This window comes from Tenacibaculum sp. UWU-22 (assembly GCF_041021355.1).
Lineage (GTDB): Bacteria > Bacteroidota > Bacteroidia > Flavobacteriales > Flavobacteriaceae > Polaribacter.
Window position 1 is genome coordinate 1 of sequence record NZ_JBFNGP010000004.1, and the last position, 18,590, is coordinate 18,590.

At 31.2% G+C, this 18,590-nt stretch carries 19 protein-coding genes; 10 read left to right on the plus strand and 9 right to left on the minus strand.

Annotated features, from left to right (window positions below; genetic code table 11):
* The first annotated feature begins 273 nt into the window (after window positions 1-273).
* Window positions 274-1,116: a site-specific tyrosine recombinase/integron integrase gene (xerA, locus tag AB2B44_RS07695; protein ID WP_369048993.1), complete on the plus strand. Its 843-nt coding sequence runs from the start codon at window positions 274-276 to the stop codon at window positions 1,114-1,116.
* Window positions 1,117-1,310: 194 nt separating this feature from the next.
* On the opposite strand, the gene AB2B44_RS07700 is transcribed toward xerA, so the two are convergent.
* The 5 genes from AB2B44_RS07700 to AB2B44_RS07720 all read right to left on the minus strand — a co-directional run bounded on the left by AB2B44_RS07700 (window position 1,311) and on the right by AB2B44_RS07720 (window position 4,849).
* Window positions 1,311-1,928, minus strand: a complete 618-nt coding sequence (locus AB2B44_RS07700; protein ID WP_369048994.1) for a porin family protein — start codon at window positions 1,926-1,928, stop codon at window positions 1,311-1,313.
* Between the two features lie 51 nt (window positions 1,929-1,979).
* Window positions 1,980-2,930 (minus strand): transketolase family protein, encoded by a 951-nt coding sequence (locus AB2B44_RS07705; protein WP_369048995.1) that lies wholly within the window; start codon window positions 2,928-2,930, stop codon window positions 1,980-1,982.
* 175 nt (window positions 2,931-3,105) lie between these two features.
* Window positions 3,106-3,687 (minus strand): Maf-like protein, encoded by a 582-nt coding sequence (locus AB2B44_RS07710; protein ID WP_369048996.1) that lies wholly within the window; start codon window positions 3,685-3,687, stop codon window positions 3,106-3,108.
* A 23-nt stretch (window positions 3,688-3,710) separates the two neighbouring features.
* The gene (smpB, locus tag AB2B44_RS07715; RefSeq protein WP_369048997.1) at window positions 3,711-4,169 is read right to left on the minus strand and encodes an SsrA-binding protein SmpB; all 459 of its coding nucleotides are present in this window, start codon (window positions 4,167-4,169) and stop codon (window positions 3,711-3,713) included.
* Between the two features lie 47 nt (window positions 4,170-4,216).
* A complete protein-coding gene (locus tag AB2B44_RS07720) occupies window positions 4,217-4,849 on the minus strand; it encodes a 7-carboxy-7-deazaguanine synthase QueE (protein WP_369048998.1) in 633 nt (210 codons plus the stop codon).
* A gap of 93 nt (window positions 4,850-4,942) precedes the next feature.
* Here AB2B44_RS07720 and AB2B44_RS07725 point away from each other — a divergent pair, with 93 nt between their 5' ends.
* The gene (locus AB2B44_RS07725; protein WP_369048999.1) at window positions 4,943-6,463 is read left to right on the plus strand and encodes a helicase HerA-like domain-containing protein; all 1,521 of its coding nucleotides are present in this window, start codon (window positions 4,943-4,945) and stop codon (window positions 6,461-6,463) included.
* 26 nt (window positions 6,464-6,489) lie between these two features.
* Window positions 6,490-7,056 (plus strand): hypothetical protein, encoded by a 567-nt coding sequence (locus AB2B44_RS07730; RefSeq protein ID WP_369049000.1) that lies wholly within the window; start codon window positions 6,490-6,492, stop codon window positions 7,054-7,056.
* A 141-nt stretch (window positions 7,057-7,197) separates the two neighbouring features.
* On the opposite strand, the gene glyA is transcribed toward AB2B44_RS07730, so the two are convergent.
* Window positions 7,198-8,472 carry a serine hydroxymethyltransferase gene (glyA, locus tag AB2B44_RS07735; protein ID WP_369049001.1) on the minus strand — a complete coding sequence of 425 codons (1,275 nt, stop codon included), beginning with the start codon at window positions 8,470-8,472 and terminating at the stop codon, window positions 7,198-7,200.
* A gap of 111 nt (window positions 8,473-8,583) precedes the next feature.
* On the opposite strand from glyA, the gene fahA reads away from it, so the two are divergent.
* Window positions 8,584-9,864: a fumarylacetoacetase gene (gene fahA / locus AB2B44_RS07740; protein WP_369049002.1), complete on the plus strand. Its 1,281-nt coding sequence runs from the start codon at window positions 8,584-8,586 to the stop codon at window positions 9,862-9,864.
* A gap of 95 nt (window positions 9,865-9,959) precedes the next feature.
* On the opposite strand, the gene AB2B44_RS07745 is transcribed toward fahA, so the two are convergent.
* Window positions 9,960-10,793 (minus strand): prohibitin family protein, encoded by an 834-nt coding sequence (locus AB2B44_RS07745; protein ID WP_369049003.1) that lies wholly within the window; start codon window positions 10,791-10,793, stop codon window positions 9,960-9,962.
* Between the two features lie 34 nt (window positions 10,794-10,827).
* On the minus strand, window positions 10,828-11,763 hold the full coding sequence (locus AB2B44_RS07750) for a cation diffusion facilitator family transporter (protein WP_369049004.1): 936 nt from the start codon (window positions 11,761-11,763) through the stop codon (window positions 10,828-10,830).
* 180 nt (window positions 11,764-11,943) lie between these two features.
* Between AB2B44_RS07750 and AB2B44_RS07755 the strand changes: the two genes are divergently transcribed.
* From AB2B44_RS07755 to AB2B44_RS07775, 5 genes are all read left to right on the plus strand, one after another.
* Complete coding sequence (locus tag AB2B44_RS07755; RefSeq protein WP_369049005.1) at window positions 11,944-12,537, plus strand: Crp/Fnr family transcriptional regulator; 594 nt, start codon at window positions 11,944-11,946, stop codon at window positions 12,535-12,537.
* A 73-nt stretch (window positions 12,538-12,610) separates the two neighbouring features.
* Entirely contained in the window at window positions 12,611-13,489 is an 879-nt protein-coding gene (locus AB2B44_RS07760; RefSeq protein ID WP_369049006.1) for a pirin family protein, read from the plus strand.
* A 67-nt stretch (window positions 13,490-13,556) separates the two neighbouring features.
* Entirely contained in the window at window positions 13,557-14,129 is a 573-nt protein-coding gene (locus AB2B44_RS07765) for a TMEM175 family protein (RefSeq protein ID WP_369049007.1), read from the plus strand.
* A 32-nt stretch (window positions 14,130-14,161) separates the two neighbouring features.
* On the plus strand, window positions 14,162-14,704 hold the full coding sequence (locus AB2B44_RS07770) for a pyridoxamine 5'-phosphate oxidase family protein (RefSeq protein WP_369049008.1): 543 nt from the start codon (window positions 14,162-14,164) through the stop codon (window positions 14,702-14,704).
* 127 nt (window positions 14,705-14,831) lie between these two features.
* A complete protein-coding gene (locus AB2B44_RS07775; RefSeq protein WP_369049009.1) occupies window positions 14,832-15,752 on the plus strand; it encodes a TIGR01777 family oxidoreductase in 921 nt (306 codons plus the stop codon).
* 43 nt (window positions 15,753-15,795) lie between these two features.
* Here AB2B44_RS07775 and lysA read toward each other — a convergent pair whose 3' ends face one another.
* Window positions 15,796-16,998, minus strand: a complete 1,203-nt coding sequence (gene lysA / locus AB2B44_RS07780) for a diaminopimelate decarboxylase (RefSeq protein WP_369049010.1) — start codon at window positions 16,996-16,998, stop codon at window positions 15,796-15,798.
* 132 nt (window positions 16,999-17,130) lie between these two features.
* On the opposite strand from lysA, the gene cls reads away from it, so the two are divergent.
* Entirely contained in the window at window positions 17,131-18,570 is a 1,440-nt protein-coding gene (gene cls, locus AB2B44_RS07785; protein ID WP_369049011.1) for a cardiolipin synthase, read from the plus strand.
* Window positions 18,571-18,590: the final 20 nt, after the last annotated feature.

Consider the following 18,590-nt stretch of genomic DNA (forward strand, 5'->3'; position numbering starts at 1 on the left):
TTACCTATTTCAATTCTGTCGTTCAATTCTTTTTCAAAAACATCTTTAGGTTTAGTTAAGACAACTTCCTGTTTTTCGATTGGTATTTTCTTTTTTGCCATTGGTTGGTTTTGCTTGTTGCTAACGTCCAAATATACAGAATTCATTTTAATTTATCTTTATAAATTCGGCATAACCATACTTATAAAAACAAAATAATACCCTTAAAAGTTCGATATCTACTAATAATTTCATAAATTGCTATGAATTACACATTTTTAAAATGCAGAACTCATGATACATGTTGAAAATGAAATAAAAACTTTTGTAAAAATGTTAACCATTCAAAACTATGCTAAACAAACCATAGCATCGTATCAATATTCTGTTAAACAATTTTTAAAAGCATTTAAAAAGTATAAAATAGATGCTATAATGCCTCTTAATATAAGTAATTATTTACACCATTTAATAACTTCTCAAAATATTAGCGTTTCCACACAAAAAATGACATTAGCAGCAATTGGTAAGTTTTTTGAGTTAAATTATAATACCATTTTACCGCTAAAATCATTGTACCCAAAACGTAAAGAAAAACAGTTGCCAAAATCGTTAAGTAAAAACGAAATTCAACGTCTTATTTCAGTAACAGAAAATATAAAACATAAGTGTATAATTATGTTACTTTACAGTTCAGGGTTGCGTATAAGTGAATTATTAAATTTAAAAATTTCGGATATTGATTCTAATAATATGATTATCCATATATATAAATCGAAGGGAAATAAAGACCGTAAAGTAATGCTTTCAGAAACCGCTCTTCAGAGATTACGCACCTATTACAAAGCGTATAAACCTGTTAAATATTTGTTTGAAGGATATAATAACACAAAATACTCGGCAAGTAGTGTACAAAAAATGGTAAAACGTATGGCTTTTATTGCCAATATTAATAAGTATGTAACCCCTCACATTTTGCGACATAGCTTTGCAACACATCTTATTGAAAATGGTACTGACATACGCTATGTTCAAGAGCTTTTAGGACATCATTCTATAAAAACTACACAAATTTACACTCATATTACCGATATAACAAAGTCTAAAATTAAAAGTCCGTTAGATGCATTAAGCTAATAGAGTGTTTAAAAAAATGTTAAATTTATACTAACGAAGTAACCTTTAGCTATTAAATGGGTCTTACTAAATATAACACACTAAAATTAGTGATTATAAATTAGTTAGTTTTTAATAGTTAATAAAAAAGAGCTGGTATTTTTTTAAAAAATTCCAACTCTTTTTTTTAAAAACAAACTCTCGTGTTATTTTATTTAGAATTTAAGCGAAAGCCCTAGTATTATTTGATTTACTCGAGTATCAAAATTTACGTTGCCTTGCGTATTGTTATCTACAAATTTAGTTTCGGTATCCGATAAAGCTCTTTCCCATCGTAAATCAAGACCAACTTTACCAAACTCAATACCTGCACCAAACTGTAGCCCTAATGAAAAACCATCTGAATTGAGCTCTTTTAAATCGTTAAAATCAAAATCAGATTTTAGTATGTATTGAAAAGAGGGGCCCGCAAAAATATTGCCGATACCAAAAATTTTAGTACCTAGTAAAATAGGGAGGTCAATTTTCTTAAAATCATAAGTGGTTTTAGATGAATTTGACTCACCCTCAGGGGTGTAAACTACCTCGTTTTTTAACTGTGTGTAAACTAATTCAGGACGAATGTACAGGCCTATAAGTGGTAATTTGCCACGTAACCAAACTCCCACATGGTATCCTGTTTTACTTTTAGCTCCAGAAAACACATCGTTTTTTACGTCTTGAAATGAATCAGAATTGTAGTTAATACCAGCTTTAATACCGCCTTGTAGTTGACCAAACGACATTTGATTTACCCCAACTAATAAAAAGCATACTAAGATTAGTTTTTTCATAATTATTTTGTTTTTGGTTAGCCTTTAAAACGATAAAAAATGAAAAATAGTTTATTTTCGATTAATAACTTTTTCTACAGCCTTTATAATTGCTTTGTCGTTTAGGTGATATTTTTCCATTAATTGATCAGGCGTTGCTGATTCTCCAAAACTATCGTTTACAGCAACAAATTCTTGTGGGGTAGGGCGCTTTTGCGATAAACATCGAGCTACGCTTTCGCCTAAACCACCAAATTTGTTATGTTCTTCGGCGGTTACAATACAACCTGTTTTAGCTACGGATTTTAAAATAGCATCTTCATCTAATGGCTTTATAGTGTGTATATTAATAACTTCTGCTGTAATTCCTTTTTCTTCTAATTGTTCTGCTGCTTGTAAGGCTTCCCAAACCAAATGTCCAGTTGCTACAATCGTTACATCACTACCTTCAGTTAAGGTAATAGCTTTACCAATTTCAAATTTAGTTTCAGGCATAAACACAGGAACTTTAGGGCGTCCAAAACGTAAATATACAGGGCCTTTATGCTCGGCTATAGCAATAGTAGCGGCTTTAGTTTGGTTGTAATCGCAAGTGTTAATTACGGTCATGCCTGGTAACATTTTCATCAAACCAATATCTTCTAAAATTTGGTGTGTAGCCCCATCTTCGCCTAAAGTTAATCCTGCGTGTGACGCACAAATTTTTACGTTTTTACCAGAATATGCAATAGATTGTCTAATTTGATCGTACACTCTACCTGTAGAAAAGTTAGCAAAGGTTCCTGTAAAAGGAATTTTTCCGCCAATAGTCATCCCTGCAGCAATACCCATCATATTTGCCTCGGCAATACCTATTTGAAAAAAGCGTTCTGGATGATTTTTTTCAAAATCATTCATTTTTAAAGAACCTGTTAAGTCTGCACATAATGCAACTACGTCTGGATTTTTTTTGCCTAATTCTGTTAAACCGTCACCAAAACCAGATCGGGTATCCTTTTTTTCTGTGTACGTGTATTTTTTCATCTATTTGTTTTTTATAACACCTTGTTATATATGTGTTTAGTTGTAATAATGGTGTCGGTTAGCATTGTTAACCAAATTCTGCTATTTATTTTATTAAAATTAAAACAATACTTTATCAAAAGTGTTTTGTGTTGTTTTTTGGGCTTCAAAAATAAGAATAATATTGTGGGTTTGTTTATAAATTAAGTAATTCTTTATACAGTTTATGAACAGGCAACCCCATTACATTAAAATAACTTCCTTTTATTTTGCGTATACCTATTTTACCAATCCACTCTTGTATTCCGTAAGCACCAGCTTTATCGTAGGGTTGATAGTTTTTTATGTAATAATCAATTTCGGTATTTGATAATTTTTTAAAAAATACTTTAGTAGTACAATGTATAACTTTTTCAGCATTTTTATTTTTTATGCAAACAGAAGTAATTACTTTATGTTTTTTACCCGAAAGTTTACTAAGCATGGTAAATGCTTCTTCGTAATTTTTGGGTTTACCTAAAGCTTTGTTTTTTAACCAAACAATAGTGTCTGAAGTAATAAGAAGATCATTTTTGTTGAGTTCAGCTTCAAAAGCTCTTGCTTTTAAAAGAGCTAAAAAATCGGTAATTTGTTTTCCTTTTAATTTAGGAGGATAAATTTCTTCAATTTTTTTAAGGCGAATTTCAAAATCTGTGGTTACTGTTTTTAATAACTCTTGTCTTCTAGGAGAGCCAGAAGCTAAAATAACCGTATAATTTTTTAGTTTTTCTTGTAGCATTTAATTTAAAATCAAGTAAACTATTATTTAAAATTCTTTTTAATTCGAGCTAAGTCTCGTTTATTATCGCGGTCTTTGATTGTTTCGCGTTTGTCGTGAAGTTTTTTTCCTTTGGCTAAGGCTATTTCTAGTTTGGCAAATCCATTTTCGTTAATAAACAAGCGTAACGGAACAATGGTGTTTCCTTTTGCTTCAACATCTTTTTTTAAACTTCGCAATTCACGTTTGTTTAGCAATAACCTACGCTCGCTTTTGGGTTTATGGTTAAATTGATGGCCATAAATATATTCTTCAATATACATGTTAATCACAAACAATTCTCCTCGGTCGTTAAATTCGCAAAAGCTTTCGGTAATACGCGCTTTACTTAGCCTAATCGATTTTATTTCGGTGCCTGTTAACTGAATTCCTGCAATATATTTGTCGATTATTTCGTATTCAAAACGCGCCTTTTTATTTTGTATGTTAATTTTTTTTTGCACTTAATTATTAGGTTAAATGGTAATGGTAACGAAAATCTTGTTTAAAGTTAAGGAATATTTAAATATTTATGGGTTTGTAAGGATATTTTCCACTTCGGATTTTTCATTACATACTCAATAAGTAAAGGAATCATTTTTTCTTTATTACTCCATTCGGGCTGTAAAAATAGCTGACAATTTTCGCATACTTTTTTAGCTTGTTCTTCTGCAAATAAAAAATCGTTCTTATTGTAGATAATCATTTTTAATTCATCGGCATTTTTATAGGCTTCAAGTAAGGGTAGTTTTGTTTTTTTGGGTGATAAACAAAACCAGTTCCAAACACCAGATAATGGATAGGCTCCAGAGGTTTCAATATGGGTTCGTATGCCTTTTTGTTGCAATTGTTGGGTAATGTAGTTTAAATTCCACATTAACGGTTCTCCACCAGTAATTACAACAGTATTAGCATATTTTTCGGCATTTTTAACAATTAAATCGGTTTGTGTTGGTGGGTGTAAATCGGCATTCCAACTTTCTTTAACATCACACCAATGGCATCCTACATCACAGCCTCCAATTCTAATAAAATAAGCAGCGGTACCTGTATAAGCGCCTTCGCCTTGTATGGTATAAAATTCTTCCATTAAAGGAAGCATTTTGCCAACATTAATTAATTCGTGTACTTCTTTTTTTACCATAAGTATGCAAAGATATACAACATTCAAATTTTATAACGGTTTTAGTAAATGATTTTTCCTATTTTTACATGATTTTTTAATAGAAACAAAACTATGAGTAAGACAGACGAATTTTTAAATTACATTAACGAAGGATACGAAACCAAAGGAGAGTATATTAACTTGGGAGCGGCTATGTTAGGCGAAGAAACCATTACAGACGCTTTTGTAAAAATTCCTCTAAAAACTTTAAATAGGCACGGATTAATTGCAGGTGCCACAGGTACAGGTAAAACAAAAACGCTACAAGTATTGGCCGAAAACATGTCTGATAAAGGGATACCTGTATTATTGATGGATGTTAAAGGAGATTTAAGTGGGTTGGCTGAGCCAAGTCCAGGAAATCCGAAAATTGATGAGCGCCACGCTAAAATAGGTTTTCCGTTTGAAGCTAAGAAATTTCCAGTAGAAATTTTATCCATATCAGAACAAGATGGTGTGCGTTTACGAGCTACAGTTTCTGAATTTGGACCTGTTTTATTATCTAGAATTTTAGATTTATCAGAAACTCAATCGGGTATTGTTTCTATTATTTTTAAGTACTGTGATGATAATCAATTGCCCTTATTAGATTTAAAAGACTTTAAAAAAATATTACAATTTATTACTCAAGAAGGAAAAGAAGATATACAGTCTGAATATGGATTAATATCAACTTCAAGTACAGGAGCAATTTTAAGAAAAGTAGTAGAGATAGAACAACAAGGCGGAGATTTATTTTTTGGTGAAAAATCGTTTGATGTTGAAGATTTAACTCGAGTTGATGAAGATGGAAGAGGGGTTATTTCAATACTTCGATTAACCGATATTCAAGACAAACCAAAGCTTTTTTCTACCTTTATGTTGCAGTTGTTAGCTGAAGTTTATGAAACTTTTCCAGAACAAGGTGATAGTGGTAGACCCGAATTAATTATTTTTATCGACGAGGCGCATTTAGTGTTTAGTGAAGCATCAAAAGCGTTATTAGATCAAATAGAGAGTATTGTAAAACTTATTCGTTCAAAAGGTGTTGGGTTGTATTTTGTAACCCAAAATCCTGAAGACGTGCCAGAAGATGTATTAGCTCAATTAGGGTTAAAAGTACAGCATGCTTTAAGAGCATTTACAGCTAAAGATAGAAAAGCCATTAAATTAGCCGCAGAAAACTATCCAGATTCAGCATATTACAAAACAGACGAAGTATTAACCCAATTAGGTATTGGTCAAGCTTTTGTATCGGCTTTAAATGAAAAAGGAATACCAACCCCTTTGGCAAGAACTATGTTACGAGCACCAATGAGTAGAATGGATATTTTAACGCCGAAAGAAATTAAACAAGTACTCGATAACTCACGTTTAGTACCTAAATACAATGAAAATATTGACCGAGAAAGTGCTTATGAAATTTTAAATGATAAAATTGAAAAGATAAATAAAGATAAAATAGAAGAAGCTCGTGAAGAAGAAGCTGAAAAAACAAAACGTAAAAGTACCTCTTCAAGATCTCGAAGCTCAATAAACCCCGTGGTAAAAGTGTTAACAAGTGCTACATTTATTAGAGCTGCTTTTGGAATTTTAAAAAAAGTAATGAAATAGATAAATTTAAACACCCTTTAATTCAAATGACTAAAAACACCCTAAAACTAGCAGCTATAATCTTTGTAAGCATATTTTTTGTGAAGTGCAATACCAGCGGAAAATTTGATGTTGCTAAAGGAAAAGTAGGCCAATTAACACCTAAAACTACTATAGATCAATTAGATAAAATATTTAAAAACGACTCTATTGTAAAAATTTTAAGTGAAGGCGCTAAAGGCGATAATTATTTTCAAGATGACGATGAATACGAAATATATGAAAAAGGAGGGAAGCATTTATTAACCATTGTGCCTAAAGAACAGTTAGATTCTACTTCAACTATAAAAAGTATTCAAATTTACGACGATCGCTACAAAACAAAATCAGGATTAAATATTCGTTCTACCTTTCAAGAAATTAATGCGAACACTAAAATTAATAAGGTAGAAACTTCGTTTTCTTCGGCTACCCTTTTTATAGATCAGCTTAATGCTACAGTTACAATTAATAAAGAAGATTTAGGGTTGAAAGATTTTAGTACACAAAAAGTAACCTTAGAACAAATACCCGACTTAGCTAAAATAAAATCGTTTATTATTTGGTTTAATTAAAAAATAATTGATTTTAATCGTGTTGTTTTTAAATAGCACTATGCACGAGTAATCCTCATAAAAAAACCTCACAAATTTAAAATTTGTGAGGTTTTTAATTTATAGTGTACAAAAATAGCTAACTGTGCTATTGTTTTAAAATTACATAACAAATAATCGTCTATAGTGCATTAAATCATATACTTTATCACTTAGTTCTTCTAAAAAGTCTTCGTTGTTTCGATTTTCCAGAACTTCATCGATTAAATTTACAATAGTTTCCATATCATCTTCTTTTAATCCACGGGTAGTAACCGCAGCAGTACCCACCCGAATACCTGAGGTAATAAAAGGCGACTCTGTATCAAAAGGCACCATGTTTTTATTAACCGTAATAGCAGCTTTTCCTAGTGCTTCTTCAGCTTCTTTACCGGTAATGTTTTTATTGCGTAAATCTATCAGCATCATATGGTTATCTGTTCCTCCTGAAATAATATGATATCCTTTAGCAATAAAAGCCTTTGCCATAGCTTGTGCATTTTGTTTTATTTGAATTTGATATTCTAAAAACTCATCGGTTAAAGCCTCGCCAAATGCTACTGCCTTAGCAGCAATAACGTGTTCTAACGGACCACCTTGATTACCTGGAAAAACAGCAGAGTTTATTAATGTAGACATTTTTTTTAGCTTCCCATTTTTTAAGGTTAAGCCTAGTGGATTATCAAAATCTTTTCCTATCATTATCATACCACCACGAGGGCCTCTTAATGTTTTATGAGTTGTAGTGGTTACAATATGGCAGTGTGGTAAAGGATCAGATAAAATACCTTTGGCAATTAAACCTGCAGGGTGCGAAATATCGGCCATTAAAATAGCATTTACGCTATCTGCAATTTCTCTAAAGCGTTTAAAATCAATATCTCTAGAATAAGCTGAAGCCCCTGCAATAATTAATTTAGGTTTGTGTTTTAGTGCTTGTGCTTCTAAGTGATTATAGTCAATTCTTCCAGTTTGTTCATCTACACCATAAAAAACAGGCTTGTATAATTTTCCTGAAAAATTTACAGGTGATCCATGTGTTAAATGCCCACCATGAGACAAATCAAACCCTAAAACCGTATCTCCAGGTTGTAAACAAGCTGCATATACAGCTGTATTTGCTTGGCTACCCGAATGAGGTTGTACATTTACATATTCGGCACCAAATAGTTCTTTAGCTCTATCTATAGCTATTTGCTCTACAATATCAACTACTTCACATCCGCCATAATACCTTTTATTAGGGTATCCTTCGGCATATTTATTAGTTAACACAGAACCTTGTGCTTGCATTACCTGATTACTTACAAAGTTTTCTGAGGCTATTAATTCTAATCCATTAAGTTGGCGTTCTTTTTCTTCTTGAATTAAATCAAAAATTTGATGGTCGTATTGCATAGTAAAAATTATTATAATAAAAGATTGTCAAAAGTAATAAAAAACATTTTGCTACTGATAACTTTCTGTTATATTTGGCAGACACTTTTTAACACTTAAACTAATATCGCAATGCTAATAACAGCCAATGACCCCAAAAGAAAATCTTGGTTAAATGTTGATAAAAATTCTGATTTTCCTATTCAAAATATTCCTTTCGGTGTTTTTTTAACTCGTGATGATATTATTACTATAGGTACTAGAATTGGCGATTATGCTATTGATTTAGGTGCTTTTCATCAATTAGGGTATTTTGATGGAATACCTTTAACAGATGATATGTTTCTTCAAGATACATTAAATGATTTTATTGCTGATGGCCGCAAAACTTGGCGTTTAGTACGCAATAGAATAGCTGATGTTTTTGATAGCACCTATAGTGCATTACGAGATAACGAAGAGCATAGAGAAAAAATAATTTTTAAAATAGAAGAAGTAGAAATGTTGTTGCCCGTAAGTGTGGGCGATTATACCGATTTTTATGCGAGTAAAGAGCATGCTACTAATGTAGGAAGCCTTTTTAGAGACCCTGAAAATGCGTTGTTACCTAACTGGCTACAACTTCCTGTAGGGTATCATGGTAGAAGTTCTTCAATTATTCAATCAGGCATTCCAGTTCGTCGTCCTGTTGGGCAATCTCGTCCAAATGAGGGAGAAACAACCCCTAATTTTGGTCCATCTAAATTATTAGATTTTGAGCTAGAAATGGCTTTTATAACTACGGCTTCTAATAATTTAGGAGAAAGAATTCCGATAGAAGAGGCTGAAGATTATATTTTTGGATTGGTATTGCTAAACGATTGGTCTGCTCGAGATATTCAATCTTGGGAATACGTTCCGTTAGGGCCTTTTTTAGGCAAAAACTTTGCTTCAACCATTTCTCCATGGATTGTTACCTTAGATGCTTTAGCACCTTTTAAAGTAGATAACCCAGAACAGGTGCATACACCTTTACCCTATTTACAAGTTGAAGGGAAAAAAAGTTACGATATTAATTTGCAAGTAGGGATTAAACCCGAAAATGCCACAGAAACCATTATTGTAAATTCTAACTTTAAATATATGTATTGGACCATGGCGCAACAATTAGCACATCATACGGTAAATGGTTGCCCTGTTAATGCTGGTGATATGATGGGTAGTGGCACTATTTCGGGACCAACAAAAGACAGTTTTGGCTCTATGTTAGAACTTACTTGGAAAGGGCAACACCCTATAACCCTAAACGATGGTACCCAACGTAAATTTATTAATGATAACGATACGGTTATTATACGCGGTTATAGTAAAAATAACGATGTTCGAATTGGTTTTGGTGAATGTGTAGGTAAAGTTTTACCAGCAAATAAATAAATATACCCATTGCTATAAAAATAGCAGTTAAAACAGTTTTGTTATAGGGCTAATTGCATTAAAACAGAATTATAAATACCGTTATTTTACCTTTTTTATTGGTTACCTAAAATAATAGGCATTCCATTTTTTCCAGAACCAATAATAACCACCTTACTATTCGATGACTCGGCAAGTTTTATTGTGGCTTCAATACCTTTGTCTTGTAAAATTTTGTCGGTTAATGAAGCACTTAAAATTTTATTAGCATCGGCTTTACCTTTTGCTTCAATAATTTGTTTTTGAGCTTCTTTTTGAGCAGTTACTAATCTAAACTCGTATTCTAGCGACTCTTGTTCTTGTTTTAATTTACGCTCTATAGCTTCTTTTATGGTACTTGGTAAGGTTACATCGCGAACCAATACCTCGTTTAATTGCACGTATTGCGATTCAAGAATTTTTTTAGTTTCTGTAAATATTTCATCTTGAATAGCATCGCGTTTACTCGAATATAACTGCTCAGGGGTATAGCGACCTACCACGCTACGAGCAGCAGAACGAATAGCAGGCTGAATAACTCTTTGTAAATAATTTTCACCAACATTTTGATGTAAATGTCCTAAATCTTTATATACAGGTTGATACCAAGCAGAGGCATCAATTTGAATTTCTAGTCCGTTAGAAGAAAGTACTTTCATTTTTTCAAATAATTCTTGTTGTCTAACCTCGTATATATGCATTTCATTCCAAGGCGCAACAATATGAAACCCTTCTCCGTAAGTTTTATCGGTTTCTACACCTCCGCCAAATGTTCGGTATAAAACACCAGCTTGCCCAGATTTTATGGTTTTGGTAGATTTTGAAATAAGAATAATTGCTAATACTACTAGTACTATAAAAAATATGCCTCGTTTTGGAGAGCGCATATCAAATTGTTTGATATTGTTCATGGGTTATATTTTGATACTATTCAAATATACTATTTTAATCACAATTATTTTCAACACACTTATCATTACTAGTTTCAAACTGTAAGGTAACATGTTGAATGTTTTGATGAGCCAATTGATGATTAATCTCTTTTTTTAGTTTTGAAATAATTTCAGGAGTATAATTTTTAGTATCTACATAGATATGCGTAGTTAAAGCATTTGTATTGGTGCTAATCGCCCAAATATGAGTGTGATGTACTTCTTTAACAAGTGGGTTTTTAAGTAATAAAGTGTTTATTTTTTCTGTATCAATATCTTTAGGTACACCATCTAAAGAAAGTTTAACACTTTCTTTTAACAAACCCCAGGTAGAAAAAATAATAACTAAGGCTATTATTAAACTAATAAAGGGGTCAATAATATTCCATCCCGTATAATAAATTACAATACCAGAAATTACCACACCAAACGAAACCAAAGCATCTACAACCAAATGTAAAAAAGCACCTTTTACATTAATATCATCTTTTTGACCTTTAAAAAATAAGAAAGCCGAGATTGTATTAATAAAAACACCAATGGTAGCGGTGATTATAATTACTTTTCCTGTAATTTCAGGTGGATTGTTAAACCGCTCTACTGAAGCTTTAACAATGTTAATTACAACGATAATTAATAAAACGGCATTAATTAATGATGCTAATATAGACGCTTTTTTATAACCATAAGTGTAAACCTTTGTAGCTGCTTTTTGCATTAATTTTAAACCAATTAACGAAATAATTAAACTAGCAACATCGCTTAAATTATGAGTAGCATCGGCTATTAAAGCGAGTGAATTATTTTTTAAACCAACAATGTATTCGATAAGAGTATAAGCAGCGTTTAAGAAAATACCAATGTAAAAAGCATTGTTTATTTGTGATAAACTAGCCACAGAATGATGATGGTGATCTTCGTGATTATGCCCTGTATGATTATGAGTCATAGAAACCTATTTTAGAATAAACAAAATTAAAGAAAAGGTATTTTATAAACTAAAAACAACTTTCTTTTTGTGTAACCATAAGTAAAAGTACACGATTTTTTACTACATTTAAAGGATGTTTTAGGGGCTGAATATAAATAATAGAATGTTTGTGTAAATAAAGTACGTAAAACTTGATAGATGAATAATTTTACTTTAAAAACATATCTAACTTCAAATCTAGACATTGATGAAAGCGAAATTTTATCTATCCAAAAAAATTGTTTGATAAAAGAATATGCAAAAGACGATTTTCTTTTACGAAACAATGAGCGTTGCCAACATATATTTTTTGTTGAAAAAGGGTTGCTAAAACAATATATGATTGATGCTAAAGGTAAAGAACACATTTTGCTTTTTGCTCCAGAAAACTGGTTTGTTACCGATATAGAAAGTGTTTATTTTAATCAACCATCACAGTATTTTATTCAAGCATTAGAACCTGCAAGAGTAGCTTTTATTGATGATGATTTTATAAGAAAATTAGAACAGAAAATCCCGAAATTTAGAGATTTTAATAATTTGATGTTGCATAACCAAATTAGAACCTTACAACGTAGAGTAATTATGCTAATGAGTCAAACGGCAGAAGAAAGGTATCAACAATTTATTAAAACGTATCCTGATATTTTATTGCGAGTGCCGCAAACCATGGTTGCTTCTTACTTAGGTATTACACCAGAAAGTTTAAGTCGTGTGCGTAGAGAGTTAGTAAATAAAAACTTTAAAAATTAATTTCTTATCATAGGTCAATGTACAGCTTATAAAGCAGTAGTAATTTTGCATTGTAATTATAAATGAATTAAAAATGAAAAAACGTAATGTAGAATTAGTGGTAAAACCAACACAAACACACTGGGTAGGCGATGGTTTTAAAGTGCATAACTTTATACCGAGTACTTATCGTTTAGAAATGGAAAGAATGAACCCTTTTATTTTGTTAGATTATAATTCGAAAATTAATTTTGCTCCTTCTCAAAAACCATTAGGTGTTGGTGTACATCCTCATCGCGGTTTTGAAACGGTAACTATTGCTTATAAAGGCCGAGTTCAACATCATGATAGTAGTGGTGGTGGCGGTATAATAGGAGAGGGTGATGTACAATGGATGACGGCAGCAAGTGGCGTTTTGCACAAAGAATATCATGAAAAAGAATGGAGTAAAAAAGGTGGTGAATTTCAAATGGTGCAATTATGGGTAAATCTACCCGCAAAAGATAAAATGGCAAAACCTAAATATCAAGCTATACCTAATACCGAAATGGGAAAAGTGGTATTAGAAAATAATGCAGGAGTTATAGAGGTAATTGCAGGTAATTATAACGAAGTAAAAGGCAAAGCGAATACTTTTACCCCCATACAGTTAATGAATGCTAAGTTAAATAAAGGAGGAGAAGCAACGTTTAATTTTCCGTTTAATTATAATACGGCACTACTTGTAATTGAAGGTAATATAACTGTAAATAATTCAGAAAAAGTGCCTACAGATAATTTTGTGCTTTTTGCAAATGATGGTGAAACCTTTACCATAACAGCTTCTGATAAGGCAACTGTACTTATTATGAGTGGAGAGCCTATAAATGAGCCTATTGCAGCTCATGGCCCCTTTGTTATGAATACGCGTAAAGAACTTATTCAGGCTTTTGAAGACTTTAATCAGGGTAAATTTGGATATTTAGAAGATTAATTTTAAATTTTAAAAGGTTTTAGGCTATTGCTTAAAGCCTTTTATAGTTAGGTGTAAATAAATAATAATGAAAACAGGAAGATTAGAAGCTTTTAGCGATGGTGTTTTAGCTATCGTTATTACCATAATGGTTTTAGAAATGAAAGTTCCAGAAGGCTCAAGTTTTGAGGCTTTAAAACCAATTATCCCTAAATTTTTATCGTATTTATTAAGTTTTATTTACTTAGGCATTTTTTGGAATAATCATCATCATTTATTTCAAGCCATTGAAAAAATAAATGGCAAAGTGCTTTGGGCAAATTTAGCCTTACTTTTTTCACTATCCTTAACACCCTTTACTACTGCTTGGATGGGCGAAAACAATTTTGAAAAATATCCGGTAATGCTTTATGGTGCCAATTTATTGTTAAGCGCCATAATATTTGCGGTTCTTGAAAACACGGCGGTTAAGCACGAAGGAAAAAATTCTGTTTTAGGACAAGCTTTAAAAAACACAGCTAAAGAAAAATTAACTATTATAGTATATTTAGTAGCATTAATAGCAACTTATTTTTTACCTTTATTAGGCATTATTGGCTATACAATAGTGGCTATTATATGGCTTATACCCGATAGTCGAATTGAAAAACAGTTAAAATAAAACGAGAAAATAATTAGCCTAAATTTTAATAAATGGGAAAGAAATTAGACTATATAACACAAGAGCTTAAAGATTTTATTGAAACTCAAAAAATATATTTTGTAGCAACAGCGGCAGCAGAAGGTCGAGTTAACATATCTCCAAAAGGGGCAGACTCTTTTCGAGTAATTAATAAAAACAAAGTTATATGGCTAAACCTTACAGGTAGTGGAAATGAAACAGCAGCTCATTTACTGAAAAATGATAGAATGACCATTATGTTTTGTTCTTTTGAAAAAAGACCTTTGATATTACGATTGTATGGTAAGGCTAAAGCTTATCATAAAAGAGATCAAGAGTTTCATAACTACTCAAATTTATTTGAAGAAAATATAGGTGCGCGACAAATAATTGAAGTGAAAATTGATTTAGTACAAACGTCTTGTGGTTTTGCAGTGCCGTTTATGGATTTTAAAGAAGAACGAACCGCATTAAATGCATGGTCGAATCAAATAGGTGAACAAGGAATAATAGCGTATTGGAAAAATAAAAACACAGAAAGTATTGATGGGTTTGAAACCAAAATTTTTGAGTAAAATTCTTCTAAAAACGGGTTTAAAATTTAAAAAATAGTCAATATATAATTGCCTTTTTGTATCGATAAGTATAATACCATTTATTTATAAAGAATTTTCCTATTTTAGTGATAAATTAGATTAAAAGGTGAAAGAGGTTGTTTTAATTACAGGGGCAAACGGAACGGTAGCAAAGAGCGTATCGAAAATTTTACAGAACAATTTTGAGATTAGATATTTAACTCGAAAAAGTAAGCGTGAAAATGAATTTGAATGGGATGTAGAAAACAAGTTTATCGATAGTAATGCTTTTACCAATGTAAAACATATTATTCACTTAGCTGGTGCAGGAATTGCCGATAAAAAATGGTCAAAAAAACGAAGAAAAACTATTTTATCAAGTAGAGTTGATTCTTCGAAATTAATTTTAAATACCTTAACCCAACAGCACTTAAAAATAAATTCTTTTATATCTGCATCTGCAATAGGATATTACGGAACGCAAACTTCAACTACAATTTATAGTGAAGACATGAATAAAGGCAATGATTTTTTAGGTGATGTTTGTTTTAAATGGGAAAATGTTGCTAAAGAATTTCAAAAACAAGGTGTTTGTGAACGAACCGTTATTTTAAGATTGGGAATAGTGCTGTCTAAAGAAGGGGGCGCTCTAAAAAAAATGATGACTCCTATTAAGTATTATGTAGGGGCTGCTTTAGGTAGTGGAAAGCAATACATGCCATGGATACATATTACCGATTTAAGTTATATGATTAAATATGCATTAGAAAATAGCTCATTAAAAGGAGTATATAACGCTGTTTCACCAGAATACATTACCAATCAAAAATTTACAGCAACACTAGCAAAAGAAATGAAAAAACCTATGTTTTTTCTAAACATACCTAGTTTTATACTGTATTTAATATTTGGTGAGCGAGCCACACTACTTTTAAAGGGCAGTAGGGTGTCGTCTAAAAAAATTATACGTGAAGGTTTTAAATTTAAATATAATGATTTAAAAAGTGCACTTCAAAATTTATTGAACGAGCAAAAAAAAAGCGAGTAAAACACTAAAAGGTTACACTCGCTTTTTTTGTTAAAATAATAGTTTATAAAACAATTTCTTGATTTCGAACAATGTCTTCAAAAGTTTCTCGTTTTCTAATCAAGTAATCTTTTCCTTGGTATACCATAACTTCGGCAGGGCGATAACGCGAGTTATAATTAGAAGCCATAGAATAACAGTAGGCTCCAGCATTACTAAAACATAAAATGTCTTCTTCTCTAATTTCAGAAATTTTTCGGTTAGTACCAAAAGTATCTGTTTCGCAAATATAACCTACGATTGAATAGTATCGCTCTCGACCATTAGGGTTAGATATATTTTTTATATGATGATATGAATTGTAAAACATAGGGCGAATTAAATGATTTAAACCCGTATCAATACCAGCAAAAACAGTAGAGGTAGTTTGTTTAATAACATTTACTTTTGCTAAAAAATAACCTGATTCACTAACCAAAAACTTACCAGGTTCAAACATTAATGTAAGTTCTTTACCATATTCTTTACAAAACTCGTTAAATCGTTTAGATAGTTGTTTACCTAACTGTTCAATATCGGTTGCAATATCACCTTTTTTATAAGGCACCTTAAATCCGCTACCAAAATCTATAAAGTCAATGTTGTCAAATTGTTTAGCAACATCAAATAATATTTCTGAAGCACGTAAAAAAGTATCTATATCTAAAATATCAGATCCCGTATGCATGTGTATACCATTAATATGCATTTTCGTGTTTTCGACCACTCTTTTTATATGCGGAACTTGATGAATTGAAATGCCAAATTTAGAATCGATATGACCTACAGATATTTTACTATTACCACCAGCCATAATATGTGGGTTTATTCGCACACATACAGGAATATTAGGATATTTTTGCCCAAACAATTCTAAAATAGAAAGGTTATCAATATTAATTTTAACCCCTAATTTAGCGGCATCTTCAATTTCTTTTAGCGATACGCCATTAGGTGTATAAATAATATCATCTGGCGAAAAACCAGCCAATAAACCTAGTTTTACTTCTTGTATAGAAACGGTATCTAAACCAGATTTTTGGTTGTTAAAAATCTTTAAAATGTTTAAATTTGACAAAGCCTTTGCTGCGTAGTTAATTTTTACATTTTTAACTTTCGAAAAAGCTTTGGTAATTCGATTGTATTGTGATATTATTTTTTCGGTATCGTACACATACAGTGGTGTGTCGTATTTTTTCGCTAAACTGAGTAAGGTGTTATTATCCATTTTTTAATTATAAAGCGTCAAAAGTAGAAAAATATATATTATACCCAAAATTGTGTGAGGTAATAAAACATATCTTTAGTTTTTGTAAAATTATTATACAATTTTATTTTTTATTAGTAATATTTATATAGGATGTCTGTTGTTTTTCTTACGTTATACCTTATTGTTTTATTAGCTGTATGCTATAGAATTCTTTTTTATGCAGATACTCCTAGTAAAGCATTGGCATATTTGTTTTTGGTGGTTATTTTTCCTGTTGCAGGCATTATCTTGTATTTTAGCATTGGCTTAAATTATAGAAAACGCAAACTATATAAAAAAAAATTAGAAATAGATAAAGAAATTTTTCCTAAGCTAACCGAAAAACTAATTTCTCGCTCTACAGATGTTTCATCAAGGCATAAAAAAAGTATAGGTTATTTTTATCCGCTTGCTAATTTTCATAGCCATCAAGGCTTTTTATCCGACAATAATACGGTTCAGCTTTTGATAAATGGAGAAGAAAAGTTTGCTGAAGTATTAAAAAGTTTAAAAAGCGCAAAACAGCATATTCATATTCAGTATTATATTTATGAAAATGATGAAATTGGTAATAAAATTGCTCAAATACTTATAGACAAAGCTAAAGAGGGTGTTGAGGTTCGGTTTATCTATGACGATTTTGGTAGTAAGAATATTCGAAATAATATTGTAAAAAAACTTAAAGAATCTGGGGTAGAGGCGCGACCATTTTATAAAATAAATTTAATTTTATTAGCCAATAGAATAAATTATCGCAACCATAGAAAAATAATAATTATTGATGGTACCGAGGGCTATGTTGGTGGTATTAATGTAGCTGATAAGTATATTAATAATAAAAAAAATAAGTTATTTTGGCGCGATACCCATTTAAAAATTACTGGGCCAGCAGTATTTAACTTACAGTTTGTGTTTTTAACCGATTGGAATTTTTGCGCTAATCAAAACATTGCTTTTTCAAGAACTTACTTTCCTATTTCAACACCTGAAAAACCCTCTTCAAACCAATTGGTACAAATAGTATCAAGCGGTCCAGATTCTGATTATCAGAATATAAAATATACCTTAATACAAGCTATTTTATTGGCAAAAGACGAAATTTGTATTACTACACCATATTTTATTCCTGATAAATCTTTTTCAGATGCTATTATTATTGCGGCGTTAAGTGGTGTAAAAATTAAATTGTTAATTCCAGGGGTTTCAGATTCGTGGACTGTAAACTTAGCCTCACATTCTTTTTTCCAAGATTTGTTAAATGCAGGTGTAGAAATTTATAAATATCAAAAAGGCTTTGTACACGCTAAAACTATGGTATGCGATAAAAAAATTATGGTAGTGGGTACAGCAAATTTAGATAATCGAAGTTTTGACTTAAATTTTGAAATCAATGCGGTTGTTTTTGATGAAAAGGCAGCACAAAAATTAGCTGAAGTTTTTTATGAAGATATACAAAATGCAACACCATTAACTCTTGAAATTTGGAAAAAACGCCCGTTTTATATTCGGTTTTTTGAAAGAGTTTTTCACCTCTTTTCACCATTAATGTAGCTTTTTTGTGTTAGTATATA

Coding starts and splice junctions, on each gene's coding strand:
- AB2B44_RS07770 (WP_369049008.1), top strand. CDS start 14,162: ATGGGAAAGAAATTAGACTATATAACACAAGAGCTTAAAGATTTTATT.
- fahA (WP_369049002.1), top strand. CDS start 8,584: ATGCTAATAACAGCCAATGACCCCAAAAGAAAATCTTGGTTAAATGTT.
- AB2B44_RS07760 (WP_369049006.1), top strand. CDS start 12,611: ATGAAAAAACGTAATGTAGAATTAGTGGTAAAACCAACACAAACACAC.
- AB2B44_RS07730 (WP_369049000.1), top strand. CDS start 6,490: ATGACTAAAAACACCCTAAAACTAGCAGCTATAATCTTTGTAAGCATA.
- AB2B44_RS07700 (WP_369048994.1), bottom strand. CDS start 1,928: ATGAAAAAACTAATCTTAGTATGCTTTTTATTAGTTGGGGTAAATCAA.
- AB2B44_RS07710 (WP_369048996.1), bottom strand. CDS start 3,687: ATGCTACAAGAAAAACTAAAAAATTATACGGTTATTTTAGCTTCTGGC.
- AB2B44_RS07765 (WP_369049007.1), top strand. CDS start 13,557: ATGAAAACAGGAAGATTAGAAGCTTTTAGCGATGGTGTTTTAGCTATC.
- cls (WP_369049011.1), top strand. CDS start 17,131: ATGTCTGTTGTTTTTCTTACGTTATACCTTATTGTTTTATTAGCTGTA.
- glyA (WP_369049001.1), bottom strand. CDS start 8,472: ATGCAATACGACCATCAAATTTTTGATTTAATTCAAGAAGAAAAAGAA.
- AB2B44_RS07725 (WP_369048999.1), top strand. CDS start 4,943: ATGAGTAAGACAGACGAATTTTTAAATTACATTAACGAAGGATACGAA.
- AB2B44_RS07750 (WP_369049004.1), bottom strand. CDS start 11,763: ATGACTCATAATCATACAGGGCATAATCACGAAGATCACCATCATCAT.
- lysA (WP_369049010.1), bottom strand. CDS start 16,998: ATGGATAATAACACCTTACTCAGTTTAGCGAAAAAATACGACACACCA.
- xerA (WP_369048993.1), top strand. CDS start 274: ATGATACATGTTGAAAATGAAATAAAAACTTTTGTAAAAATGTTAACC.
- AB2B44_RS07720 (WP_369048998.1), bottom strand. CDS start 4,849: ATGGTAAAAAAAGAAGTACACGAATTAATTAATGTTGGCAAAATGCTT.
- AB2B44_RS07755 (WP_369049005.1), top strand. CDS start 11,944: ATGAATAATTTTACTTTAAAAACATATCTAACTTCAAATCTAGACATT.
- AB2B44_RS07745 (WP_369049003.1), bottom strand. CDS start 10,793: ATGAACAATATCAAACAATTTGATATGCGCTCTCCAAAACGAGGCATA.
- AB2B44_RS07705 (WP_369048995.1), bottom strand. CDS start 2,930: ATGAAAAAATACACGTACACAGAAAAAAAGGATACCCGATCTGGTTTT.